The sequence below is a fragment of the Gottfriedia acidiceleris genome (assembly GCF_023115465.1).
GTDB classification, from domain to species: domain Bacteria; phylum Bacillota; class Bacilli; order Bacillales; family Bacillaceae_G; genus Gottfriedia; species Gottfriedia acidiceleris_B.
This window is the reverse complement of sequence record NZ_CP096034.1, coordinates 572,891-599,522: the sequence shown is the minus strand read 5'-3', so window position 1 is coordinate 599,522 and position 26,632 is coordinate 572,891. Positions and strand designations below refer to the sequence as shown.

Here is a 26,632-nt window from a genome sequence, read left to right as displayed (position 1 = left end):
ACTTTCCATTAATTCTGATCGCTTTCAGGAAATTTATCAAAATCCTTCAGCAATCCTTGAATATTTTTCTCATAAATAGAACCAATCTTTACAATAGGTGGTTCGGGACGCGTACGTGCATAAATGCTTTCGTAAATATCTTCTATTTCTTCTCCCGTTAAGTCGCCTCTTTTTAGCAGCTCTTGTGCAATTGAGTGTACGAAATCCGCGTGTTCAGTAACAAGTTTTTTTACTTGGCTCATTTGGTCCTTTAGAAGAAGGTTAATTTTTGGTCGTAGTGCTCTAAGCCCTTCTGCTTGTGAGCCTAATGCATTCCAGCTGAATAACTCATCACCCATTCCGACTAAACCTAAATATGCACCACCAAGTAGGGTTGCTTGTTGCAGATCAGATGTGACACCGTTTAATTTCTTGTGGAGAAACTCTTCTTCTACTGCTCTAGCCGCCAAACAAACTTGGATTGCTGCAAGGATTTCGCTGTCGCTTCGATTATATCTTTCTGTTGTTGGCTTAGTCGCAGCCAGGCCAAGTGCATCCCCCCTACGAATAATGGTTACCTTCCATACTCGATCATGTGGCTTTAACAAATATTGAGCTACGGCGTGACCTGCTTCATGATAAGCTACATTTCTCTTCTCATCTTCACTCATGGATCTAAGTGGCTGCTTAAGTCCCCACTCATACGTTTCCATCGCATCTCGGAAGTCAGTGTAATTTGCAACATCAGCACCTCGCTGATGAGCAATTACGACAGATTCATTCACAATATGTTTAATTTGTGCTGGACTATATCCAATTGTATCAAGAGCAGCTCGCTCTGGTGTTAATGATGAATCGATTTTCACCTTTTTTAGATAATATTGGAAAACATCAATCCGACCATCATAATCTGGAGAATCTACCCAGAGTTTTCGGTCAAAACGCCCTGGTCGTAGTAATGCTTGATCAAGTACATCAGGTAAATTTGTAGCTGCAATCGTCAGAACTGCCGGGCGCTCTGCTTTCTTTTTACGTAACCCGAGTGAGCGAAGAAATTTTGCTATTTTAGAACTATCAATGTTGGGAGGATCCATTTGCAGTAAAAGCTCATTCAATAATCCAGAACCCATTCCCATACCAAACAATCCGCCACCACCGGCTCCCCCTCCTTGACGAGACATTCCAATTGCGTCGACTTCATCAATAAAAATGATACATGCTCCGTAAATATTAGCTAACTTTCTAGCTTTTTTGTATATTCCCATTACTTTCAAATTCCCTACACCAAAGAACATATTTTGAAAACTTGGAGCTGAGGCATAAGCAAAAGGTACTTGGGCCTCATTCGCAATAACCTGTGCAAGATAAGACTTCCCTGTACCTGGAGGTCCGCAAAGCAGCAATCCACGAATCGCCTCTCCACCCATTTCCTTAAATTCTTTAACACCTTTTAGTAATGTTACGATCCGTTTTGCATTTTCAACAATCTCAGGGTTTCCACGATAATCATCCCACGTCGATCCAGTCTCACCAGGTAAAATCCAATAAGTCCGACCTCTGGCTAGAAACCAGAAAATTGCTACAAATTGGATGATCGCCATGAAAATCATAACGGCGAACTGAAATAAAAGACTAACAATCGATATTGCTACACTCCAGTATGTTGGCCCCCCTTTAGTAAGCACAACACCAATAAAAACAATAACAGCTAACCAAATTAATACTCTTCGCCATTTAACCCATTGATATTTTGTCATAAACATTACTTCCTTCTAGGGGAATTTTTTGAATATTCTATGAAAAAATTAGCCCATTGGTGCCTAGAAATATATGTATGCAAAAATTAAATAAATTTGTGTATTTAAATAAAATAAAATAACCTCTTTGACACAGACTTTTTAGTTTGTTTACAAAGTCCAAAATATTTGATTTCAAACTAAAAAACCCTCCTTAAAAGAGGGCTTTCAATACTTATTGAAATTTACTAAAAATGTCTTTTAAATACTTAATAACGATTGCGATTCCAGCAATGAAATAAAATGTTATTAAAATCCATCCTGTAGGATCAAGTCCAAACATTGTTATTAAAAACTTCAGTGGAAAAATGAAGTATAGAATATCCTTTAAATATCCTAGTATAAAAGATGTATCGAATGAACCTTTCCAGAATGAACGGATAAATGCTATTACAAAATCAAGAATCATTAATCCAGTAACTGCCCAAATAGTATATAACATCCAATCCGCAAGTCCGAAGCCTAAATCCATAGTTATCACCACCTTACATCATACTATTCAAAGAAAATAGGCTGGTGATATAAATTCACTTAATTTTCAGATAATATTTTTTAAACCTTTTAAAGACCATTGTTCTGTTCTTTATCCTAGTGTTTATCATATTAATTTAATAAGAGATTAATTGCTTAAGTTCCCACTTCATATTTACTAAAAATACTCTTTTACTAAAATTTATTATACGGAAAAATACAGACAATTCACTCTTCAAATTTCCTAACCAATCGTTGATATTCTGCTACACAATAGCCCAACTAAACATACCCAAGTTCCCCCATCTGTACTTGAACATAAAATATTAGTAAAAAAATATAGAGAGGGAGAAATAGTAGTGGGATTATTTATTAATAAGAATGAACACCCTGATGTCTTTAAAAATAATAAAACAATACACACACCGAATCAAGGGCTTGTTCGGCATAATTACTTAGCTGAACTAATGGAAGAACAACAAAAAAATAACATGAGTCTGGAGAAATCAATCTCTGAATTGAAGCCACGATATGAGCAATTAGAAGAATTGCAAACAAATCAGTGGAATCATGTTAAAAATCAAATAAATAGTCTCATAGGTAGTAACCGTGAGCGTGAACAATTTGAAAGAATCATGATCCAGCGGTTAAATACATCAGATGCAAATGACAGTCTGGAAAAACAAACATTAATTACTCAAATGATTAGTTTGAATGAAGCATATACAGAATTGGCAAAGCGATTGGAAAAAAGTGAAACTGATAACCAGGCTCTCTCATTACAACTAGATAAGCTAATTGAAAAACAAAATGAAGTAGCTCATGGATTATTACAGCAAGAGGAATTTCAACATGGGGTTTTAGATCGTCTTGATACTCAAGAAGCAATGATGGATAGAATCTCTCACCAGCTCAATAATTTACGCTCAATTATTTTTGAACGAGCAAGCTATATCACGACAAAACTTGAAGACAGCTATAAACTAACAACTGACTATATTTATAAACTTATAAATGGATCCGATAAGCCAAAATCCTACACTACTACAGTGAGCAATAAAAAAGAGGAAAAACAAAAACAAGTAGACTAAAAATATGGTAAATGCTCAATGAATGGATTGTTCGAAAACTTTTTTAGTTTAATTAGATCGAATATAAAAAAAGCTTCTCGAAATCTTTATCGAAAAGCTTTTTTTATGTTCACTTAAAAGAAGACTAATGCGACTTTTTCTTTTTCTTCTAAGTTTTCAATCATTGAATACCAAGAGGATGGTTTATTAGATAACACTGTATAATAACGCTTTAAAAACTTTACGATCAAGTCTGATTGAAGCTCATTAATCTCCCCATCCATTGGAAGGAAACAAAGATCTAGACCAGTTACCGCTTCACCGTCATTGTTCCATGATGGATGGATATATTCAAAATCCAGACGCTTATAACCTAGGTGAGCTAATACTTCTCTACGAACATATGGATTCATTGGTTTAACGCCGCCAAACTCATGGTGTTCTACTTGATATGGATCGTAAATTTCAGCAAACATACCTGATAACGTTTTATTATTTTCAGATGCTAATGTCTGTAAATCTACTAATCTATTTTTTGCTAAATATGGGCCGATTCCCAAACCAGCTTGGCCAATTATTGTAAAGTCTGTCATGGCAACATTAAAATCGTCATAATAGCGGTATTCTGTAGCTCCTACTACTCTATCTTCATGGACTGCAACAAAAACACGAATTCCTGGATCCTCCAAAGGCTCTTTCCAAAGATCGAATTCTAATACTTCTTCTGGAGGAAATACATCTTGCATTAATTGATGCATTTGTTTAAATAATGGGTCATTGATATTTGTAATTCTTTTATATTCCATTTCTTTCTCTCCCTTTAATTAGAATGTTTAAATGGATTTTTCCATTCCATTAGAGTTCCATAATTGCATGATTCTTCGTCCTCTAAATAATTCGCTACTACCTTAACTGGGGTACGACCACATCGAAGGAGAAAACTAATAACTGGATCCTTTAGCTCCCCTTTTATTACAGCATCTATGTATTGATCGGGTGACAAGTTATGCGCCTCTTTATGATATCCTGGCATCCTACCTCCACCAAGCAATCTTTCCAAATCAAGATGTAAAACAACATCATACATAGAAAACATTAACCATTTGCCTAAACCTAATTTTCGATAGGTCGGTCTGACGCCAATATCAACGACATAAAGTGTATTACCGTTTGGATTGTGGTTACGAATATAACCATGATCAGTAACCTCTTCCCATGAATGGTCAGGATGGCTAGGGTCAAACTGAACTAGTAGACCTGTCATAGAACCCGCCATTTGACCATTTACTTCTATACATAACGCTCCTTCTGGAAAAAGAGTTACATGGTTTTTAAGTTGCTCCTCATTCCACCATAGTTCCGATGGGAATGGTGGCGGAAAGCTTTCTTGTTGAATACGAATTAAATCAGTAAAATCATTCTCATTATAATTTCGAATTACCACTGGGACTGGTTTGTCCTGGTCGAAAACAAAAAATTCCTTTCGATACATGTGCTAAAACTCTCTTTTCTATTTAAGAATTAGTTTACCAATCTGGATAAAGGTCTGTACGTCTGTCGCGCCATGTTGTAACGGATCCTTTTTCCCGAACTTTGTATAATAAATCTAAATTAAGATCGGCTGTAACTATCATATCCTGATTCATTTCACCTTCTACCATAATTCCTTTTGGAGGAAATGGGATATCGTTAGGAGTGATTACAACTGCTTGACCGAAATTTGCACGCATAAAATCAACAGTTGGAAGTGAACCAATCGTACCTGTATTTACAACATATACTTGATTTTCAATTGCTCTTGCATGACATGTATAACGAACTCTGTGGAACCCATGGCGATCGTCTGTGCATGATGGACAGAAAATGACATCTGCACCTTTAGCTTTTGCCATTCGTACGATTTCTGGAAATTCAATGTCATAGCAAGTCAACATCGCAATTGTTCCTTTATCTGTCTCAAAAACCTCTAGACCGTCACCTGCACTCATATTCCACTCATTTACTTCTGTTGGTGTAATATGTAGCTTTGCTTGCTCAGCAATTCGGCCATCTGGATAGAACAAATGTGCAACATTATATAGTCGATCGCCTTTTTTAATAACATGCGTTCCTCCAATAATGTGCATATTGTATTGTTTTGCCAGCTTTAAAAATAAAGAACGATATTGTTCAGTAAAGTTAGGTAAATCTTGAATCGTTAATGCCTCACCTTTTTCATTACCAATTGACATAAGCTGAGTTGTAAAAAATTCAGGAAAAATGATAAATTCCGCTTCAAATTCCTCTGCTGTCTTAATATAATGCTCTACTTGTTTTTCAAACTCTTCAAAGGAGTTTATTGTGTGAAGATGATATTGAACCGCTGAAACTCTTAATTGCATATAATCCCCCTCTTCCCATTACTCTATATCTCTTACTATCATTATTTAATAAATAGAAGGAACGGGCAAGTATGTACTCTTATTAGCATCTAGTAAATAACTTAAATTTTCATTATTTACTTAATATTTCTATATTTTCATATTTATCCAGCGTGATAACTAAATCAGTCATTCCAACAAATAATCCGTTTTCTACCACTCCTGGAATCAAATTGAGCTCTCTTTCTATGATTTGAGTTTGTATATGATTAGGTATACTGCAGTCAAAAATATAGTTACCATTATCCGTAATAAACGGAGTCGCTCCATTTAAACGAAGTTGGGGACTTAAACCGATTGCTTTAATATGTTTCATTGTCATTTCCATGCCAAATGGTATAACTTCTACTGGAAGTCGGAACTTCCCTAATCTCTCTACCATCTTAGTTGGATCAGCAACTACTATAAATATTTTAGCTGCTTTCGCAATGATTTTCTCTCTTAGTAGAGCGCCTCCCCCACCTTTAATTAACTCAAAGTTTGGATTAATCTCATCGGCACCATCTATTGCAATATCAATCTGTTCAATTTTACTAAAGTTTACGAGTTGGATCCCCACCTCTTTAGCAAGCTTTTCAGTTTGTATGGAGGTTGGAATCCCCTTTATATTCAGTCCTTCCTGAACTAATTGTCCAAGCTTTTTTATCGTATATAAAACTGTGGATCCCGTACCTAATCCAACAACCATACCATCTTTTACAAATTCTGCTGCCTTTTCTCCTACAATTTGCTTATCATTCTCATTCATATTTACACCTTCTATTTTAATGTTCTATTTCTTAACTAGTATAAGTAATTATTCCAAATTTCATTTTTCGATAGGATGAACCATTTAATCGTACTGTATAAAAATAGTTTGAATAAAGAATTTTAACTAAGAAATACTAAATGAAAAAATACTAAGTAAGGTGAAGATTAGATGGATGTCCCTAATTTTGTACTAAAGTTTTGTATCATTTTAATGATATTACCTGTGACAATCGTTTGTTGTTATTTTGGATACTTAGATAAAAACTACCAAATAGTTATTTTCGGTTTTGCACTGCTATTATTTTCAATACTCGGTAATTACTTTGTCTTTACAAAAGGCAATAAAAATAGTAAATCGGAGCAATAAGAACCCTTTTCTAGTAACTTCAGTTATGGAAAAACCGACCAATTTGGAAATTCAATCGATCGGTTTTTTACTAGTATTTTTTGAATTTTTCACCTTAAAACCAACTACTAAAAGGCGAAATACTTTGAGGAAGTTTAAATAGATTGAATGGGTCATATTCTCGTTTCATAACTCTAAGGCGATTTATTTCCCCTTTACCCATTCAAAGCATTTAATACATCTCGTTTCTTTTGGCAAATACAATTATTTTAGGGAATTTTGGATTGTTTAAATTATTATTTGTTCTAGCCTGTTCATAATCCGCAGAATGCTATATTCTATGAAAAGCTCCTAGAAAAGACACTTGCCTAATGTGCATACTAAAATCCCGCTCATTTTCTCTTTTTTACAATCATACGCAAACCATCTTTCGGACGAAGAGTGATAAGCGGTTCTGTCTCCACTTTATGATGATTAGGAGCTAGTTCAATCGTATAATGCTGAACGATCGTTGCTAATACTAAAGTAGCCTCCATAATTGCAAAATGATTTCCAATACAAACACGTGGCCCACCACCAAAAGGAAAATACGCATATTCAGGTACACCTTCAACCTTTCCATTTTTAAACCGCTCTGGAAGAAATTCTTTTGCATGAGAGAAATACTTTTCTGAACGCTGCATGATATAAGAACTCATCATGACTGTCTCACCTTTTTGAATTCTGTAATCGCCAATGCTGACATCTTCTATAGCTTTTCTGCTAATAAGCCATGCAGGGGGATAGAGGCGTATACTTTCCCAAATAATTTGCTGAGCATAGATTAAATCTTTCATAGAATGATAATCTGCTCGTCTTTTGCCTAGAACACGATCTACTTCTTCATATAATAATTTAGCTTTGTCGGGATGCTGGGATAAAAGATATAAGCACCAAGATAATGCATTCGCTGTCGTTTCATGACCTGCAAGGAAAATTGTCATTGCTTCATCCCTTAATTGTTGTTTCGTCATACCTTCATTAGACTCTTCATCCCTTGCTTGCATTAGTAGTCCTAGTAAATCTTCTTTTGTTTCTGAGTTATTTCTTTTTTCAATAATTTCATATAACACCTTATCGATCGCCTTAATAGCCTCTGTTAAAGATTTATTTTTTGGTGTATTCAGTTTGAGTGGAGCTTTTAAAACAGATCGAATTCGCTTCGTTGTAATATCCATAATAATGTCAAAGTGTTTCCCAACACGATCATGTCCTTGATTGAGATCCATACTAAACATAGTTTTAGCAATAATAGCTAATGTAAGCTCCATCATATCTCTACTAATGAGATGCTCTTCACCATCCTTCCATGAACTAATAAACTCTTCCGTGAGCAATGTCATATCCTCAGCATAAGATTGTATATGCTGCTTCGTAAATGACGGCTGAATCAAACGCCGCTGTTTCATATGTACTTCATCTTCACTCGTTAACAATCCCTCACCAAGCAAAGTTTTCATCTCTTGAAATGGCTTTGATTTATGGAAAGAACGCTGCTTAGTTACTAATACCTCTTTAATTAAATCGGGGTCCAATAGCAAGTTCATTTTACGATGAGCAAATCGAAACGAGACAATCGTTTCGTGATTTCTATAAAGTTCACTTAAAAAAAATATTGGATCTTTCCGAAACTCATTCAAATGCCCTAAAGGTGAATAAGAAGCCAGTCCATTTACTTCAAGCATAAAATTCACTCCATTTCAGGAAAGTTTAATCATAGGATACTCTTATTATATTAAGAAGGGGCGGAGACTAATGCTTTTTATATTTTGATATTCATGTACTTAAATTTAGGTTATTTAGAACTAAAAAAAGACTGCCTAATTTAGACAATCTTTCAGTTATCTTTTTAAATAACCGTCCCAAAAAGTTAGACACATAATATAAAGTTGTTAGCGAGGATTGAATCCTGTATTGTACAAGACTCAATCCCCTTAATTTTGTCTTAAGTCGTTTGTGATTGTAAAAGTTAATGTACTGCTATGGTCTTATTTTTCTTAAAACAAATGAATGTTTTCCTTCTTACATGCTTCTCGCATTTCATCAGGCCATACAGAAGATTGAACTTCGCCAATATGCGCTTTACGTAAGAAGAACATGCACATTCTTGATTGCCCAATACCACCACCAATTGTTAGTGGTAGCACTTCTTCTAAGATCCCTTTATGAAAATCATAATCGCGTTTGAAATCTTCACCCGTCTTCGTTAACTGCTCATCAAGTGATTTACAATCAACACGGATACCCATTGATGATAATTCAAATGAGGATTGCAATACTGGATGCCAGAATAAGATGTCTCCGTTTAATTTCCAATCGTCATAGTCAGCTGCACGTCCATCATGTTTTTCACCTGAACGAAGCACATCGCCAATTCCAATAATAAAAACTGCACCGTGCTCTTTTGCAATCGCATGCTCACGATCTTTCGGTGTTAATTCTGGGTATTTATCTTCTAATTCTTGGGCTGTAATAAATATGATATTTTCTGGTAAATACTTCCCAAGGTACGGATATTTTTCAAATAAATAATTTTCCAAATCTTTGAAGATTCCATAAATTGTTTGTACGGTTTCTTGTAAATAATCTATTTTACGCCATTCTTTTTGAATAATTTTTTCCCAATCCCATTGGTCAACATAAATTGAATGAGTTGCATCAAGTTCTTCATCACGGCGAATCGCGTTCATGTTTGTATATAAACCTTCACCAGCTTCATAACCATATTCATGCAGTGCAAATCGTTTCCATTTCGCTAGTGAGTGAACAATTTCTAACTCTTCTCCTGAATGTAGCATATCAAATTCAATTGGGCGTTCTACACCGTTTAAGTGATCGTTTAAACCCGATTTTTTCGTTACGAATAACGGTGCAGATACGCGGAACAATCCAAGACGTTTTGCTAATTGATCCTCAAAAAATGTTTTAACTTCCTTAATTGCGATTTGTGTCTCTCTTACTGTCATTAATGATTGATACATGCCTATTTCCTCCTAAAATGTTTGGATGTAGTAAAAGAAGCCAACAAAAAAAGCCCTTCTTTCCCAAAAAACTGGGACGAAAGGCTTTGGTTCCGCGGTACCACCCAAATTAGCAACAGAGGTTGCTCACTTATTCAGTACGGAGATTAGAGAGATCTCGATACTGTTCTTCTTTAACGGCGAAGTTCACGGCTAAGTCTACTTTCCTTAAAAAGGATTTCGGTTAGCGACTCCAGGAGGTTCTTCATAACAGGCTTCGTATCAGGCTCACACCACCCCTGACTCGCTTTGTCTACGTCCTACTACTACTCGTCCTTTCACAGTCGTTTTGTTGTCACATCTCTGAAACATTTTATTAATGATTATTTTATAGATAAAAATGAGAAAGTCAACATTTTTTTCAATTTTTATTTTATTCTAAACAAATAACCAAGATAATAATAGGGACTTAAGCTGTAAAATATGGTCAAAAACTAAATAATCGTCTGTCACTACTCCATCCAAAACGAATTCAAGGGAGTATGTACCAATCTCTTTATCAAAGTAGTAAATATCTACGGTAAGAAACACAACTGCTTCAACACTTGAAAAATTATGCTTTAATTCTAGACCTTACTTCTATTGAACTAAAGCAATGCGCTAGTTACATAAGAATTCTTAGCTAATACTTATAGTTCGCTCTTTAATTTTTCAACGCTTTTATTAATTCGAGTTCATCTAAGTATCTAATATTCGTTATTTTGCCATCCTTGTTAAAATACACTCTACCTGAAACTACAGCATTCTTTTGTTCAGTTCCTTCTTTTTCGTACAATACTTTAACTTTAAAGTCATAGGCTCCTTCTGTTTTCTCAATTTTTTCAACATCAATGTGATCTACCGTTAGTTGATATCCCTTATTGTGTGCTAGAAATTGATATTGAAAAGCATATGCTCTGATAAAATTGCTGTACATATTTTCAGTAAAATAACCCCGGTACATTTTTTCATAATATTTTTCTAGTTTTGTAGGACTTTTAGGTTGTGTTACTTTTTCATCTTTTCCGACGACAGTTAAATTTTCATCTGATTCATACAATCCAACTAGTTTTAAATCAGGTCCTGTAAATTGTTTTTTTAGTACAGTTTTAATCGTTGAAATGTTTTTATTTTGAGGTGTAGATTTAAATGTCGTTGAAGAACATCCAGCTACTAAAATAATTCCTAATAAAAGAAACGACATAAGTATACTTGTAAAGCCACTTTTACTATTGAAAAGACCAATTTCTTTCATTTCGTTCACCATTTCTTTCTTTGATCTAAAAGACTTATTCTTAATTTTTTTTATTATATCAGCACAGTATGTTTTTGTAATTTGGGGGATTTTTGCTTTTTCCTTAGATTTTAAAATTATACTTATGAAACTAATTTGCCATTTACTGTAATAAAAAAACGAGCTGCAAGTAACTCGTGATCTTCAACTAAAGCTATGAGTTAGTTAATAAGGAATTATTTATTTATTTATTTTTTAGGTCCCCTCCAATAGTAAAAAGATGTTTTCCATCTACTTGTTTCAAATAACCTACTAATTGATAACTTGGATCATCAATCGCTAAAGATTCTTTATCGAGTCCATCAAATGGCATATATACATTTAATATTCTATCTTCTCCAGGTTGAATGTCTAACTTGTTCCCCTTTGCCTCTACCTTATAATCGTTGCCTTTGTGTGCGTTTTGATTTATTTCTATTGGAAACGAAACATATACATTATTTTGTTTAATTACAAAATCGCTACCATTAATTAATTTAAGAGTATATAGTTTTCCTTGTTTTTGAGTTTCTTCTTTTAGTAGTTCAACTTTTACTTTCTCGATATCACTGGTAGAAATATTTAATGTAGTTTTACTACAACCTACTACTAGTGCAATCATTATTAAAAATACAGAAAAAAGTTTAATCCTCATATAACACCTACCTAGTTTGTTATTTTTTTCCATTTTATCATTAATTTTTAATTATTTGATTCTTAAATAAAACTTTTATTCAACTTAAAAAGAGACTGTTTGTTGAAAACAGTCTTTTTTAGTACGCAAAAACTAAAATTTTAGTTTAACAGAGCCAATTTATTAAAAGTATTCTAATGTAACTAACGCATGCGTGCGTTAGCCATCCATGAATCCTCAGATTCACAACAGTGAATGGAAGTTTATATCGTACTCCCATGGTAGTTGCATAAGAAGATAAACTAAATAAGTAATTCTGAGAAATCCTATTTCCTTTAGTAAAAGTCTTTTGGTTCATTTAATAAAAATTTTATAGACAATTTAAATGTTTAGCTATCGATCAATAAGGGGATATTTTAAAGACTATTTGACTCTTCCATTGCATCGTAAGTATAATTATTGGATGGAAATAAGGAGGATAATCTTATGAAATCACAAGGTTTAATCAAGCAATTTCAATTTGTTCGCATGGGTACACTGAAAAAATTTGATACAATAACAGAGGAAATGGCAGATGTAAAGTTTGATGGACTGAATAACACGCTCCGTTGGCAACTCGGACATATTTATACGGTCACTGAAATGGGGATGCATTTGGGCAGCCCCGAAAAAATGCAACTACCAGCTCGTTATAAGGATCTCTTTGGAAATGGAACAAGCCCTGCAAACTGGACAGACGAGGTACCAACATTACAAGAATTAAAAGAAAAATTACATAGTCAAATGGCGCGTGTTATCGAATTGGCTGATGAAACAAACGAGACTGCTGCACCATTCGAAATTGCTAACTTTAAAACAGTCGGCGAAATGGTTCATTTCTCTATTAGTCATGAAATGCTTCATCAAGGTCAAATTATCATAATGACAAAATTGACACAATAAACGACAGTCTTTTGAAGAGATTGGAAAAATAGATTCAAAAAAAAATCTCTTACTGAATAGAAGCGAAGAAGTCATATTTGACAAATTCTTCGCTTCTTTAATTTTTGCAATTAAAAATTAGACTCTGTTAATCTAAAATGTTGATTTTTGCTTACTAAAAAAGGCTGTACTCACCAAACAGTCTTTTTAATGTTTATGGAACTAATGCATGCGTTAGTTGCACAACATTATGGTTTATAAATAGCCCGTTTCTTCAAGGCACTCTAAATAATACCTAAATCTGTGATTATCTATATTTTGTTCTTCCTGTTCTGTTCCGATAAAAACAACCAATTCACTTGAAATATATGAACAGCTACCTTGTACTGTATAACCACTTATTCGTTTGCCATCTTTACTTTCTAAGATAACATTTATCAATTTTCCTTCTGATAATCTATGATCTTCTTCAGGGTATCTTGGAGCGTATTTTTTAGCATATCGCTGATGTTTTTCTTTTTCTTCTTTACAATACAAATCGTCTAATACTTTTTCATCGGTAATTTCATAACACTTAACGATGTTAGCGTAATCCACATATATATCCTTTTTTAAATCGATAAAGTTCGTTTTATCTAATTCATTCGCCTTATATTTTTCTTTGTATATTCGTTCAACTTCATCTAATAAAAAATAATCTGGTATATTTTTAGTTAGAAAATTTAAATATAGTTTATTAATTTCCATTTTATTTTCTCCATCGTCATCTTTTTTTACAGCACTATTATATCATCCCTTATTCAACTAAACTGCCATTTAGCTACATAAGAAAAACGATTCATCGTTATTGAAGAATCGCATGCGTTAGTTGTATAAAAAAGATACTAGTTTTTAATTATATATTTCTCCCAATCGAGACTTCGAATCTCTTCATCTGTTGGTGTAGTAATTCGATTATCGTTAATTCTGTTCTGTCATTTAAGGAATTAACTTCTGATGGTTGATTCCATTCACTTTCACATTCATTACAATAAACAAAAAGGTCGTTGGTTACAACATCTTTTACTATCTCTACCCAACCTTGATCACAAATAGGACACCAAGCTACTTTATTCTTATAATAATTCATAAAAATCATCCTTTAATAAAAAAGTGCAAATACAACTAAAGCATGAGTTAGTTGCATAAGAAAAAAGCTATCGAAGCAGCTTTAGGTTGTTCAACTAATGTATTGCTAATCTAATTACTTGCTTAAAAGAAACACCTAGATAACTATATTTAATAGTAATTCTATTTATTTTTTTACTATGTAATATGCTTATCTCGTATACTTTATCTTTTGCTGAAGCAGTACCTTGATTTTGCTTCTTAATCAAATTTTTTGGTGATATATTTGGTTTTAATACCATTGATTTAACTTTTGTATTTTGTTTCTCAAAATCAAATACCTCGGAGCTATCATACTCTTGTAATCCACTTCCAACTCGAATCTTTGTTCCTTTAGGAATTTCTTCATTATTAATCAATATTTTCTTTAGATGAATATCACTTAAACCTATATTACCAATTTCAATAGCTATTCCTTTTCCATTATCACTCGGAACGATTCTACCCGTTTCAATTGGCGGTTTTTGTTTTATTAAAACAACGTATGCAACCACTAGTATAATTAAAAGTAATACACTAACAATAATTTTCTTCAATGCAACTATTCCCTTCCCAAGTCTTTCACAAAAAATTAAATACTAATTGAACCATCGCTCCACCAAATAAAAAACTCTTCTAATGATGGTGCAATCCATGTTCGGCTATCGTCTATATGATTCCATACATAGATATCATCTTTTTGTATGTCACCGTTAATGATTGAAAATCCAAAAAAATCACCATTGCCAGCGTCCGCGAAAAATAATAAACTATCGAAAGTCATGTAACAATCTTTATACACTTCAAGTGTTCTTCGCTCAACATTTTCTTCGATTATTTCATTCGAAGACCAAAATCTAACGCCTCCACTATCAAATCCATTTGTTTCTTTTAAAAGATTAGCTAATTCATTTTTAATTTCAAGATTAAACTTTTCATTAATTTCTTCTAACTGTTCCTGAGTCGCTGGTTCATTAAACAACGGTTCTTCTGAGACTTTATTTATTAAATTTTTCCACATGTTAGTAATCCTTTCTAACTTCAAATAAATAGATATATCTGAATTATTATAACATTTCTTATTCAACTAAACTGCCATTTAGCTGCATAAGAAAAACGATCCTTCGTTATTGAAGAATCGCATGCGTTAGTTACATAACGATTTAAAAAAGTAAAAATGGAACTATGATAATAAGAAAAAACAAAACACAAGTACTAATGATGCCGTTAATCTTTTCATTTGAAATAGATGGGTTTATTTTTTGCATTATAAATATAGTTAATCCTACCAAAACACCGCCAATTATAGGATAGAATACATATTCGTATTGGAAATGATAATGCAATTTATCTTTAATAAATCCTTCAATTTCCACAAACAGGATTGTTAGGCTCATTACAATTAGTACACCTAATTTCAAAATACCCCTCCTAAATAAAATCTTTCTTTTATATATTAATTACTTTAGAAAATTATACTGTCATAACGTGTATTTGTAACTTGGGGGAATTTCCACTTTTTCACCTAAATTTAACTATTCTTATGTAACTAAACTGCCATTTAGTCACATTAAAAAAAATCAATCCGCTCTAACAAATTCAAAATAAAAAAACAGAAACCAGTCATACAATCGACTGTTTCTGTTTTTAAATATTACTTCCCTTTATTACGTGTCATTACGTCAAACACAACCGCAAGAACAAGTACTGCTCCTCGAATGATGTATTGGTATGAGATATCAATACCCATTAAGTTCATCCCACTTGTTAATGAAGCCATTACGAATGCACCGATAATTGTACCTGTTACTTTACCAACACCACCCGCAGCAGAAACACCACCTACATAAGCTGCAGCAATTGCATCTAACTCAAACATTGTACCTGCCTGGGGAGAAGCAGATGCAAGTCTAGCTGTAAACAATACGCCTGAAAGGGCTGCAAGCATACTCATTGAACCGAATACAATGTAAGTGATTTTCTTTACGCTAATTCCACTTAACTGTGCTGCTTCAGGGTTTCCACCAACTGCATAAATGTGACGCCCTAAAGGAGTTCTTGTTGTAATGAAGTGGTAGACTACTACTACAATAAACATGATCACAGCAGTCCAAGAAATTCCTTGATAGCCTGCAAGTATATAGCAAATGTAACCAATGATACCGGAAATAAATAATAATTTTATGATTTGCATTGGCATTGAAAGTACTTCAAAACCATACTTTATGTTTACGCTTCTCTTTTTAAAGTCGCTCCATATAAGAAGAATAATACAGATCGCTCCAATTAATAATGTTGAGATGTGTAAACCGTTCAAATCTCCTAAACTAGGAATATAGCCATTTCCAATTGCTTTAAAGCTTTCGTTAGCAACGATAATCGTACCAGTTTTAACAAGAGACATTAGTAGTAATCCCTTGAATATTAACATGCCTGCTAGTGACACTACGAATGATGGAATTCCTAAATTAGCAACGAAGAATCCATTTATTAAACCAATAATAGCTCCAAATACTAGAACTGCAATAATTGAGATCCAAACCGGCATTCCATGTGTTAGAAATAGAGCAACCACTGCCCCTAGAAAACCAGCAACAAACCCAACTGAAAGGTCAATATGACGAATGACAATTACTAATGTCATCCCTACAGCAAGAACAGCTACATAACCTGTCATATTGATTAAATCACTTAAATTACGAGATGACATAAATAGTCCATCTGTATTTAAAGTAAACACTAACATTATTACTGCAAGAGCAATATACATTCCATATTCACGGATGTTTTTCCTTAATAACATGCCTGCTTCTTGAAAAAAGTTCATTTTATTCAACCTCTCTTAAACGGTAGCTAGAGCCATAACGCTCTCTTGAGTTGCTTCTTCTCTTAATAATTCCCCTGTTATTTTACCTTCTGCCATAACATAAATTCGGTCACTCATACCAAGGACTTCTGGAAGTTCAGAGGAAATCATGATAATGCTCATGCCTTGTTCAACCAGTAGATTCATAAAACTATAGATTTCAAATTTTGCCCCTACATCTATTCCACGAGTAGGTTCATCGAGAATAAGTACATTGGGATTTGTAAATAACCATTTACTCAATGATACTTTTTGCTGATTACCACCACTTAATTTTCCAACGATTGAAGTGATTGAAGGAGCTTTTATGTTTAACTTGTTTAAGTAATCATTTGCAACGACGATTTCTTCATGTTGATTGATTACACTTGATTTCGAAATTTCAAATAAGTTCGTAATTGAAATATTGTTTTTAATATCTTGTTCTAGAATTAATCCATCGCCTTTACGATCCTCTGTCACATAGGCTACTCCAGCTTTTATTGCATCTTTTGGATGTTTAAAACGCTTTTGCTCACCTTGCACTAAAACAGAACCATCAAGTTTGAAATTTGTAGGATTTCCAAAAATACTTTTCGCAAGTTCGGTTCGACCTGATCCCATCAATCCAGCAATACCGATAATTTCACCTTTTCGAACATTTAGATTGATATTATGAAGAATCATTCGACCTAATTTTGGATCGTATACATTCCAGTCTTTTAATTCTAATGAAACTTCACCAAACTTTTGGTTTGGACGTTTCGGATATATATCGTCAATTTCGCGACCAACCATGTGCTTTATTATTGTGTTTTCGGTGATTTCTTCTTTATTTAAAGAGCAAATCGTTTTCCCGTCGCGAAGTACAGTAACCGTATCTGCGACAGCAATTACTTCTTTAAGTTTATGTGAAATCATAATACAAGAAATTCCTTGATTTTTTAATTCTCCCATCAAGAAAAGTAGGTTTTCACTATCATCTTCATTTAAGGCAGCAGTGGGCTCATCAAGAATAAGTAATTTAACATCTTTACTAAGTGCTTTTGCTATTTCAACAAGTTGTTGCTTCCCTACACCTAACTCTTTAATTTGCACGTCAGGATTTACATCTAGTTTTACTTTTTTAAGTAATTCAATTGCTTTTACAATTGTTTCATTGAAATCAACAGTCATTCCCTTTTTAATTTCATGTCCGATAAAAATATTTTCGTATACAGACAGCTCTGGAAAAAGAGATAACTCTTGATAAATGATTCCGATACCCTTTTTTTCACTATCGCTTATTTTTGAAAACTTTTGCACTTCATCTTCAAAAACAATATCGCCTGTATATGTTCCAAATGGATAAATACCACTTAAAACTTTCATTAAGGTTGATTTTCCAGCACCATTTTCACCAACTAAGCAATGTATTTCCCCTTTTCTAACCTTGAAGTTAACATCACTTAATGCTTTAACACCTGGAAACTCTTTTGAGATATTTCTCATCTCTAAAATAAATTCACTCATATGATCAGTCTCCCAAATTTGCCCTCTACTTGAGTCATTGATTAAATTGAATAATTAACAAAATAGTGACGGTTAGACCATCACTATTTTGCAAGGTTTTCCTTCTATTAATTACTTCAATCCAGTGAAGTCTGAAGCACTATAGTATCCAGAATCAACTAAGTCTTTCTTCACTGTGCTTTGATCAACAACAATAATATCTGTTTGTTTTGTTTTGATATCAGCTTTACCGTTGTTTGTAACGCCTGAAGCATCAGGTGTTTCATTTTTTAAGATTGAAGTTGCAGTAGCGATTGCATCTTTAACTAAAGTACGAACATCTTTGAAAACAGTCATAGATTGTTTTCCATCAATAATGTATTGTACAGAAGCTTTTTCAGCATCTTGACCAGAAATTACATATGAAGATACGTCTTTATCTGATTTAAATGTATCAGCGATTGAACGAGCAGTTCCATCGTTTGGAGCAAGAACTAATACATCCCCTTTATCAGCTTTTGAAGCTTTTGTTAAGTTAGATGCAGTTAAGTTTTTAGCTACATTGAAGTCCCAGTTAGTTGTAACTTGACCAATAATTTTTGCTTGCTCATCACGAGTTAAATCAGCTTTAGCTTTTAAGCTATTTGCTGCTGCTGAATTCTCAACTTTGAATGTACCATCAGCAATTTTTGGTTGAAGAACTTTCCAAGCACCTTGGAAGAATAAGAATGCATTGTTATCAGATGCAGCACCTGCGTATAGGTATAAAGGTTGACCTGATTTACCTGAAGCATGGTCTACAAGATATTGTGCTTGTGCAGCACCTACAGCAACGCTATCGAATGATACATAGTAATCAACTGCGTCAGTACCTGTAATTAAACGATCGTAAGAAATTACTTTAACACCAGCAGCTTTTGCAGCTTCAGCTGAAGCAGCAGCAGCAGCACCGTCTTGAGGACAAATAATTAAAACTTTGATGCCTTTTGCAATTAAAGAATCAACGTTTGCTTTTTCTTTAGCAGAGTCACCTTGTGAGAATAAAATTTCAACTGAATAATCTGTATCTTTTAAAGCATTTTTAAAGCGAGTTTCATCTTGAGTCCAACGTGGCTCATCTTTCGTAGGTAAAACGATACCAATATCAACTTTACCATCTTTACTTTTCTTACCAGCAGAAGTGCTATCGCTTGATGTTGCTGACGATCCACATCCAGCTGCAACAAGAGTCATTACTAAAAATACTGAAATGATTGCAAAAATCTTTGATAACTTTTTCAAAGTGTTTCCCCCTTTTTTTCTGGTTACGCTTACATAAATAAGGTTATCACGATTTTCATTGGAAACGCTTACCCATTTCCTTCACTCTTTTGTCTATTATCTGCACTCATTTTCCTAACCTCAGAAAACGTTTACATTCAGAATATTAAAACTAGCATTATCTTAACTTTAGGACATATTAGTGCAGTTAAATTTCGATTCAAAACAAAAAAGAGTCAAACAGAAACTCAATAAAAGTATGTACAAATTAAAAAGCAATTCGTAAATACGATCATAAAGTACGTCGTTAGACTCTTTTAACAATAATTATTCAAATAAAGTAAAGTTCAAATTCTCCTCTTATTAAATATTCATTAATACCTTTTTTCGATATTCCTTAGGAGATTCATTCGTACATTTTTTAAATACTCGGCTAAAATAATTTGGATCATTATAGCCTACTTGATAACAAATTTCTTTTAAATTCAATTCTCTTTTTTCCATTAATTGTTTTGCTTTATTAATTCTCAAATTCATTAGGTAATCACTGAAAGTCTCACCTGTTTGCTTTTTAAATAGTTTGCTAAAGTAAACTGGATTCAATTTTAAATAGTTGGCCACTTGCTCAAGTGAGAGATCCTCAATGAAGTGATGAGCGATATATTCCCTGGCCAATATCATGAGATGATTCGTTTTGATTTCTTTTTCTCGATCGATTTTTGTAATTAAATGAATGATTTGTTGCTCCACAATCATCTTCAATTGACTAATTTCATTAATGTCTGGAATATGAAATTTCTCAACTTCAATCGATGAACTACGGAGAGATTGGAAAATTTGATTAAATAGTGAATTTAATTCCCCTCTAACTTGCTTAACATTATAATTAACAAATCTTTCATACAAATTATTAAATTGCTTCATAATTTCTTCTAAATCAGCTTTTCTAAAAGAATCAATTAAAACTTGTTTTTCCTCGTCCGGTATACTTAAAGAAAGATTTTCTGAATGCAGATTAACACGTGTTAACTCATCACATTCTAAACTTGCATGGAATGCCTCATTATAAGATTGTCGTAACCCTTCAATTCCTTGCTTTAAAGACCCAATACCAATCACTGTTTGATAACCAGTTTGATTTTCTATGTATTCAATGGTTTTTAAAGCATCTTGATAGAGTACAAGCGATTGAAGATCGGCTGCTCGATTTGGCTGTACTGGAATAAATATGGCTAATTGGCCATCTACAACAGGGCTAATTAAACAATTTCTCGAAGATTTCATAAAATGCCTTACACATTCATAAATTCTCCTCTGCTCCTTGTCATTTTGACTAATTTCTTTAGGCAATTTAATGACGTTCGCATAACCTAACTCAATTTCAAAACCAAGAATACTAGACAATTGAGACACATTTATTTCTTGTACAGTATTAAACATTAACATTAACGTATATTCATTTTCAGTGAGCGGACGTATAATAGATAAATTTTCAATAGCCTCTAATTCTTGTAATCTTTTCTTATGATCGTCTTCGATTTCATCGATCATCTTTTGAAGTAATGAAATAATATGATCCTTCTTAGCAGGCTTTAAAATATAATCCTTAACACCTAATGAAATGGCTTCCTGTGCATACGTAAAATAGTCATATGCAGTGACAATGAATATTTTCGTATCAGGTAGTTTTTGTTTTATAACAGAAACAGCCTCAAGCCCTTGAATTCCAGGCATTTTTATATCCATAAAGATAATATGAGGCTGGTATTCTATTGATTTTTCAATCGCAACTCGTCCATTTTCAGCCTGTTCAAATTGAAATCGATTAGGCATTGAACGGTTAATCATCAGTTCAAGTCCCTCGCGCTCTAATGGTTCATCATCAACAATTAATAAACGATACATAGGTACCTCCTTTGATTTTAAATTTTTGATGAGACAGGAAGCTTTAATAGAATGGTTGTCCCTTTATTTATTTCACTCTTAATATCAACAGTATCTTCTTCTCCGTAAAAGAGACGCCAGCGTTTAAACACATTTGTTGTACCTAATCCAGTTGAGCTTTTTTGAGAGATGATCGGCATAGACGATGTTAAAAGGGCCTCTCTAGTCTCTTCTTTCATACCAGCACCATTATCATAAATTTCAATGACAATATACTTTTCATGATTCTTGATCGTAATCCCTATTACTGCTCCTTGCTCCATCCCCTCGATACCGTGTATAAATGCGTTTTCAAGAAGTGGCTGCAATGTTAAACAAGGAACTTTATTTCCTAAACAAGACTCATCTATATTTAATTCAAAGCGTACACGATCTCTAAACCTCGCTTTTTGAATTGAAAAATATTCCTCTGCATTTCTAACTTCTTCCAAAAGAGTTACAGGCTCGTCTAATTTTCGTAAATTATAACGTAGCAAATTCGAGGTCGATACAGTTAGATCACTCGTTTGCTCAGCCCCTTCAATATAAGCTAACTTAGATATAACGTTTAATGTATTGAACAGGAAATGCGGGTTTATCTGACTTTGTAAAGCTTTTAACTCAAGCTCCTTTACAAGGCGATCCTTCTCTACTATTTCAATATTTTTTATCATTAAATTACTTAAGTTCTTAGACATTTCATTGAGGATTTTACCAAGAATACCAATTTCATTATTTCGATACAATGTGGGTGGATCCACATTAAAATTACCTTTACCAATTTGTTTAGCCATATAAACTAATCGATTGATTGGAATGACAATACTTCTAGACAACCAAATGGCAAAAACAATACTAATGATCGTCGTTATAACGAACAACTGGACACCTAATTGATTCATTGACTGAGTATTTGCAATAATCTTTCGAAAAATAGGCTGATAATTACTAAGCTCTAAATCAACTAAGTTTTGGCTATCCTCTCTAATAAAACCTGATATTTTCTCTATATCTCGGTATTGATCTGTATAACTTGAAAAATTTTGCGAAACTAAATTATCTGTAATCGATGATTCTAACTCTAGAAAAGAATCTATCATATGGGTAAAGTTTTCTAACACAAGCTGATTATTTTTAGTAGCATTATGTGTTAACAATTCCTTTTTTAATTTTTGTAAATTGCTTTTATGTTGCAAAATCGATCGATAGTTTTTTGGCTGTGGATTAATAATATAACTACTCACCAAGCTTAAATTCTCCTGAGTTTCAGAAGAGATTTGTTTATATAAAAATATTTTATTAATCATTAAATTATAACTCTCTTGAACTTTCTTACCATTTTCAAAAACAAAAAATGAAACTAGATTTAATAAAATAACTAGAATAGGGATAAAAATAAATAACTTTGTCCTAATTTTCAACGTTTCTCCTCCTGATCAACGTTTCTTTCGTCACCACCTCGGTTGGTGTAAAATTTTCTTTATTAATAACGTTTCCATGTAACCAATCGATTAATAATCCTACAGATTGAAAGCCCATTTCATATGGCTTCTGAATAACAGTTGCTTTAATCGCATCATCTTGAACTGCTTGGAGTGTACCTTCAATGTTATCAAATCCAAATATCTCAACTTGATTTAACTTTAAATTTTTCGATGCATTCAAAATGCCAATCGCGTCTAAAGCACTAGTACCAACCATAACTGAAATGTCTTTATTATTACGAAGCATACTTTCAGTTTGAAGCTTTGCTTGAATAATCGATATATTAGAGGACTCAATATCCTTAACGACTAATTTCGGATGCTTTTTAACAATACTTAAAAATCCGTTTAGCCTCGCCTGCTGACTTTCTGATTTTTCACTCCCTATAATAACGCCAATTTTCCCAACACCATTCGTTTCCTCTACAACAACTCTTCCTAACTGCTCTCCCGCGTTAAAATTATTTGTACCAACATAAGCAATACGCTTACTTTTAGGCGCATCTGTATCAATTGTAATAACAGGAATATGTTGTGTAACCGCTTTATTAATTACGGGCGAAAAAGTATTCTCATCCAGACTTTGTACTATAATACCATCCACCTGAGAAGCAATTGCCTTTTCTAATAACTTAATTTGTTCTTCCGGACTTGTACGTAAAGGACCAATATATTCAACATTTACTCCATATTTTTCTGCAGCAACATCTGCCCCTTCTTGTACTTTCCTCCAATAAGGATTATCAAACTCCTGCGAAATAAGGACAAAATGGAGTTTTTTCTTCGGTACTACTTCCCGATCCTGTAATTTTTGAACTGAATTTTCAATATTTCTAGCATTTATTTCAAAATGAATAAGTACATAAACAAACAATAAAAAAAGTACGCTTAAAATAATCGACCATTTTTTCTCTTCCATAACGTCCCCCAGTCCTATATTAAAATAGTACATTTTGATTATACAGTTTACAAGACTATTAAACTTTACAATTTTTTCCCTTTTATTTAAATGAACAAATGGCTTTATAAATAGATCTTCATAAAAATGGTCTTTAAGCTACTTTTAAATCGTTATATTGGAATTTTTTCAAAAAAAAATCCCCTTTCTATAATTGGGGAATCATCATGTTCAAAATGCTGTCCAAAACACTGATCCTACAAAAGGTATCATTAAATGATCACTTGTTATCAATACCCCATTTGCAGAAATCATAATTAATGATAACGGTCCAGGTATCGACGAAGCACACCTGCCCCATCTATTTGAAAAGATTTTACCGAAACGACAGCTCCCGCACTAGAAAATATGGTGGCGCTGTCCTAGGTTTGTCCATACCCAGTCAATCGCCTTGGAAGAGTACTATTTATGGCAACTTACATCTTATATTTTATAGTCACAGTTAAATTAACTTTTTGATCTATAATCAAAAAAAGAGCTTTACTCATTAGAGTAAAGCACCTATTAATTGAAGAAAAAGTATAGCATAAGTGGGGTAGCTACATGAACTGCCTTAAGTAAACCAAACTTACCAACTAATTTCTACAAGTTTTTGTTAAGGCGGTTTTTCCATAAATACGTGATCGTAATAAAGATATAGATGCAAAGTGTAATAATCGTTACGATGATTGGTGTCGTGAATATAATTCCAATTAGAATCATCATTAAAGCGATGATCACAGCCCAAGTCGTATATGGGAACCATTTAACTAAATAGTCACTTGTTTTTCCAGATGACTGTTTACGTGATTTCAAATGGGCAAAGGCAATAATCAACCAGATGAATAATACGGTATATCCAAGCGAGCCCATTAGGAAATCAAAGGTCTTGCTTCCTGCAAATAAGGAAATTAGTACACCGCCAAGTAAAGTAGAAGTACACATTAATATTGCGTTTACAGGAACTTTCCTCTTAGATAATCTTGAAAAGATTTTCGGAATGCGGCCGTCCGTAGCTTGCGTATACAGAACGCGAGATGAACCATACAATCCAGAGTTCATCGATGAAATAATCGCTATTAAAACAACGGCGTTCATAATATGGTCAGCACCAGGAATCCCTATCATTTTAAAGACCATCACAAATGGACTCTCAGGCACCCCGTTTACTTTGTTCCAAGGAATTAAACTAACGATGATAAAAAATGGAATGATATAAAAAGAAATGATTCTGACCAATGTACTTCGAACGGCTTTTGGAACTACTTTTTCGGGATTTTTCGTTTCTGCTAATGTGACCCCGATAATTTCAGTGCCACCATATGAATAAATTACCACCAGCATAGCTGAGATTAAACCTGTTGATCCATTCGGAAAGAAACCGCCATGATCTGTTAAGTTATGGAAACCTACTGCTTTGTGATCACCAAAATTCACTAGCAACAACACTAATCCAGCTAGGATGAACACAATGATGACAGTAATTTTAATTAAGGCAAGCCAGTACTCCGTTTCAGCAAAAACCTTTACTGATAGCAGGTTGATTGTTGTAACTAACACCGAAACAATTAATGCCAGTATCCAGATTGGGTAGTCAGGCAACCAATATTGAATGAAAATGGCAGCAACGATTGATTCGGCCGTGATGTTCAGGACCCACATTTTCCAATAGATCCAATCAAGGAAATAAGCAGGATACTTTCCTAAAATAGATTGGACAAGATCCCTGAATGTTCTTGCATCGCTATTGCGAACCGCCATTTCAGCTAAACCTTGCAAGATAAATAATAAGATGATGCCTCCTAGCAAGTAAGCAATTATGATAGATGGGCCTGCCATATCAATTGCAGAACTACTTCCCTTAAATAAACCTGCCCCAATGGCACCTCCTAATGCCATCATCGTAATATGTCTTGACGTCATTGTCCTTTGTAAATCCCGTTTTTCCGTTTTCATATCTTATCCTAACCTCCCAAAAAATCAAAAAAGGCATATCATCTCATTCTTCATAATCAAATGAAGAAAGAGACGATATGCCTTAGCTTACCGCGGTACCACTCTTATTGGCTCTTTTGTGAGCCCTACTTTAAAAACCTTGTAACGAAGGTCAATCGTTAAAACAAGAGAAAAGATTAAATCTAATCTTTCGCTTCACCACTCCCAGGCAAGTTCAAAGTATCATTGGACTGCGTTGCACCAACCCGCAGCTCTCTTAACCTAATCATTAACTTTTACTACTCCTGATCTTTGCGTTTTGATAAATATTTCTGAATATTTTTTATAATAACTAATACTATACGGACGTGAAGCAAACTTGTCAACCGTTTTTTTAGGATAATATTTTTGATAAAACAAATTATAAGCTTATTGGTTCAATAGCAAAATAGATCCGTAAAACCCTTTTATTCAAGTATCATCTGTCAATTTCGTTAATCCTTAAATCCAAATAAATCAAACGATATTTGATTCAAATATTAATATTTTTCAATTCGTTTTTAGTCACATGTAAATACCAACTATGAATAAAATTACTAAATGAAATGGAGAGTGCCAAGAATGAATGAAATGATTGAAAGTTTGAAAAGTATACACGATGAAATAAGTCATAAGCTTAGCAATGCTTCCAACTTCTCTGAAGCAAATGATAAGCATAACCAAAATTCACATCACGATTATACTGAATTATCTAAAGCTGCTAAAGAACAGTTAGAACAAAATAAAGAACACCAAATAGCTAAGACAATTTTAAACCATTTAGAAACTTTACTTAGTGAGGTTGATAAAATAAAAAACGCTTAACTTTTAATTGTTACATAACAATAATATTTTCAATCAAAATAGCACTCCC

Annotated in this window: 27 protein-coding genes, 1 pseudogene and 2 other annotated features; of the genes and pseudogenes, 4 read left to right on the top strand and 24 right to left on the bottom strand. The window is 33.4% G+C overall.

What is annotated here, in order from left to right:
* Positions 1-8: 8 nt before the first annotated feature.
* Both MY490_RS02795 and MY490_RS02790 read right to left on the bottom strand, forming a co-directional pair.
* On the bottom strand, positions 9-1,736 hold the full coding sequence (locus MY490_RS02795; protein WP_248267901.1) for an AAA family ATPase: 1,728 nt from the start codon (positions 1,734-1,736) through the stop codon (positions 9-11).
* Positions 1,737-1,950: 214 nt separating this feature from the next.
* Positions 1,951-2,247 (bottom strand): hypothetical protein, encoded by a 297-nt coding sequence (locus MY490_RS02790; RefSeq protein ID WP_069035332.1) that lies wholly within the window; start codon positions 2,245-2,247, stop codon positions 1,951-1,953.
* 358 nt (positions 2,248-2,605) lie between these two features.
* Between MY490_RS02790 and MY490_RS02785 the strand changes: the two genes are divergently transcribed.
* Entirely contained in the window at positions 2,606-3,337 is a 732-nt protein-coding gene (locus MY490_RS02785; protein WP_248267900.1) for a hypothetical protein, read from the top strand.
* 113 nt (positions 3,338-3,450) lie between these two features.
* Here the strand turns inward: MY490_RS02785 and MY490_RS02780 are convergent, their stop codons facing one another.
* The 4 genes from MY490_RS02780 to rpiA form a co-directional block, all read right to left on the bottom strand.
* Positions 3,451-4,122 (bottom strand): GNAT family N-acetyltransferase, encoded by a 672-nt coding sequence (locus tag MY490_RS02780; RefSeq protein WP_248267899.1) that lies wholly within the window; start codon positions 4,120-4,122, stop codon positions 3,451-3,453.
* 14 nt (positions 4,123-4,136) lie between these two features.
* Positions 4,137-4,808 (bottom strand): GNAT family N-acetyltransferase, encoded by a 672-nt coding sequence (locus MY490_RS02775; protein WP_248267898.1) that lies wholly within the window; start codon positions 4,806-4,808, stop codon positions 4,137-4,139.
* 34 nt (positions 4,809-4,842) lie between these two features.
* Complete coding sequence (locus tag MY490_RS02770; protein ID WP_248267897.1) at positions 4,843-5,697, bottom strand: carbon-nitrogen hydrolase family protein; 855 nt, start codon at positions 5,695-5,697, stop codon at positions 4,843-4,845.
* Between the two features lie 112 nt (positions 5,698-5,809).
* Positions 5,810-6,484, bottom strand: a complete 675-nt coding sequence (gene rpiA, locus MY490_RS02765; RefSeq protein ID WP_248267896.1) for a ribose-5-phosphate isomerase RpiA — start codon at positions 6,482-6,484, stop codon at positions 5,810-5,812.
* 171 nt (positions 6,485-6,655) lie between these two features.
* On the opposite strand from rpiA, the gene MY490_RS02760 reads away from it, so the two are divergent.
* Positions 6,656-6,853 carry a hypothetical protein gene (locus tag MY490_RS02760; protein WP_248267895.1) on the top strand — a complete coding sequence of 66 codons (198 nt, stop codon included), beginning with the start codon at positions 6,656-6,658 and terminating at the stop codon, positions 6,851-6,853.
* A 94-nt stretch (positions 6,854-6,947) separates the two neighbouring features.
* Here MY490_RS02760 and MY490_RS22280 read toward each other — a convergent pair whose 3' ends face one another.
* The 6 genes and pseudogenes from MY490_RS22280 to MY490_RS02735 all read right to left on the bottom strand — a co-directional run bounded on the left by MY490_RS22280 (position 6,948) and on the right by MY490_RS02735 (position 11,798).
* Positions 6,948-7,022, bottom strand: coding sequence for a hypothetical protein (locus tag MY490_RS22280; RefSeq protein WP_432707060.1), 75 nt, complete (start codon positions 7,020-7,022; stop codon positions 6,948-6,950).
* A gap of 202 nt (positions 7,023-7,224) precedes the next feature.
* Entirely contained in the window at positions 7,225-8,556 is a 1,332-nt protein-coding gene (locus MY490_RS02755) for a cytochrome P450 (protein WP_248267894.1), read from the bottom strand.
* A 214-nt stretch (positions 8,557-8,770) separates the two neighbouring features.
* Positions 8,771-8,848 (bottom strand): annotated as a pseudogene (locus MY490_RS02750) (IS3 family transposase); the annotation flags it as partial.
* 20 nt (positions 8,849-8,868) lie between these two features.
* Positions 8,869-9,852, bottom strand: a complete 984-nt coding sequence (asnA, locus tag MY490_RS02745) for an aspartate--ammonia ligase (protein ID WP_248267893.1) — start codon at positions 9,850-9,852, stop codon at positions 8,869-8,871.
* A 69-nt stretch (positions 9,853-9,921) separates the two neighbouring features.
* Positions 9,922-10,182: a binding site (T-box leader), on the bottom strand.
* A gap of 352 nt (positions 10,183-10,534) precedes the next feature.
* Positions 10,535-11,125, bottom strand: a complete 591-nt coding sequence (locus MY490_RS02740) for a hypothetical protein (RefSeq protein WP_248267892.1) — start codon at positions 11,123-11,125, stop codon at positions 10,535-10,537.
* A 223-nt stretch (positions 11,126-11,348) separates the two neighbouring features.
* Entirely contained in the window at positions 11,349-11,798 is a 450-nt protein-coding gene (locus MY490_RS02735) for a hypothetical protein (RefSeq protein ID WP_248267891.1), read from the bottom strand.
* Positions 11,799-12,263: 465 nt separating this feature from the next.
* Here MY490_RS02735 and MY490_RS02730 point away from each other — a divergent pair, with 465 nt between their 5' ends.
* Positions 12,264-12,719: a DinB family protein gene (locus MY490_RS02730; protein WP_248267890.1), complete on the top strand. Its 456-nt coding sequence runs from the start codon at positions 12,264-12,266 to the stop codon at positions 12,717-12,719.
* A gap of 234 nt (positions 12,720-12,953) precedes the next feature.
* Here the strand turns inward: MY490_RS02730 and MY490_RS02725 are convergent, their stop codons facing one another.
* From MY490_RS02725 to MY490_RS02665, 12 genes are all read right to left on the bottom strand, one after another.
* Positions 12,954-13,445, bottom strand: coding sequence for a hypothetical protein (locus MY490_RS02725; protein WP_248267889.1), 492 nt, complete (start codon positions 13,443-13,445; stop codon positions 12,954-12,956).
* A gap of 148 nt (positions 13,446-13,593) precedes the next feature.
* Complete coding sequence (locus MY490_RS02720; RefSeq protein ID WP_248267888.1) at positions 13,594-13,827, bottom strand: hypothetical protein; 234 nt, start codon at positions 13,825-13,827, stop codon at positions 13,594-13,596.
* 94 nt (positions 13,828-13,921) lie between these two features.
* A complete protein-coding gene (locus tag MY490_RS02715) occupies positions 13,922-14,401 on the bottom strand; it encodes a hypothetical protein (protein WP_248267887.1) in 480 nt (159 codons plus the stop codon).
* A 35-nt stretch (positions 14,402-14,436) separates the two neighbouring features.
* Positions 14,437-14,865, bottom strand: coding sequence for an SMI1/KNR4 family protein (locus MY490_RS02710; RefSeq protein ID WP_248267886.1), 429 nt, complete (start codon positions 14,863-14,865; stop codon positions 14,437-14,439).
* A gap of 142 nt (positions 14,866-15,007) precedes the next feature.
* Positions 15,008-15,265: a hypothetical protein gene (locus MY490_RS02705; RefSeq protein ID WP_248267885.1), complete on the bottom strand. Its 258-nt coding sequence runs from the start codon at positions 15,263-15,265 to the stop codon at positions 15,008-15,010.
* A gap of 233 nt (positions 15,266-15,498) precedes the next feature.
* On the bottom strand, positions 15,499-16,671 hold the full coding sequence (locus MY490_RS02700) for a sugar ABC transporter permease (RefSeq protein WP_248267884.1): 1,173 nt from the start codon (positions 16,669-16,671) through the stop codon (positions 15,499-15,501).
* A 15-nt stretch (positions 16,672-16,686) separates the two neighbouring features.
* A complete protein-coding gene (locus MY490_RS02695; RefSeq protein WP_248267883.1) occupies positions 16,687-18,201 on the bottom strand; it encodes a sugar ABC transporter ATP-binding protein in 1,515 nt (504 codons plus the stop codon).
* Between the two features lie 111 nt (positions 18,202-18,312).
* Entirely contained in the window at positions 18,313-19,461 is a 1,149-nt protein-coding gene (locus MY490_RS02690) for a sugar ABC transporter substrate-binding protein (RefSeq protein ID WP_248267882.1), read from the bottom strand.
* A gap of 342 nt (positions 19,462-19,803) precedes the next feature.
* Positions 19,804-21,345 (bottom strand): response regulator, encoded by a 1,542-nt coding sequence (locus MY490_RS02685; protein ID WP_248267881.1) that lies wholly within the window; start codon positions 21,343-21,345, stop codon positions 19,804-19,806.
* A 17-nt stretch (positions 21,346-21,362) separates the two neighbouring features.
* Complete coding sequence (locus MY490_RS02680) at positions 21,363-22,784, bottom strand: sensor histidine kinase (protein ID WP_248267880.1); 1,422 nt, start codon at positions 22,782-22,784, stop codon at positions 21,363-21,365.
* Positions 22,774-23,766, bottom strand: a complete 993-nt coding sequence (locus MY490_RS02675) for a sugar-binding protein (RefSeq protein WP_248267879.1) — start codon at positions 23,764-23,766, stop codon at positions 22,774-22,776. Before MY490_RS02675 ends, MY490_RS02680 begins: the two co-directional genes overlap by 11 nt.
* A gap of 621 nt (positions 23,767-24,387) precedes the next feature.
* Positions 24,388-25,740, bottom strand: coding sequence for an amino acid permease (locus tag MY490_RS02665; protein WP_248267878.1), 1,353 nt, complete (start codon positions 25,738-25,740; stop codon positions 24,388-24,390).
* A gap of 65 nt (positions 25,741-25,805) precedes the next feature.
* Positions 25,806-26,041, bottom strand: a binding site (T-box leader).
* Between the two features lie 299 nt (positions 26,042-26,340).
* Here MY490_RS02665 and MY490_RS02660 point away from each other — a divergent pair.
* A complete protein-coding gene (locus MY490_RS02660; protein WP_248267877.1) occupies positions 26,341-26,583 on the top strand; it encodes a hypothetical protein in 243 nt (80 codons plus the stop codon).
* The last annotated feature ends 49 nt before the right edge of the window (positions 26,584-26,632 follow it).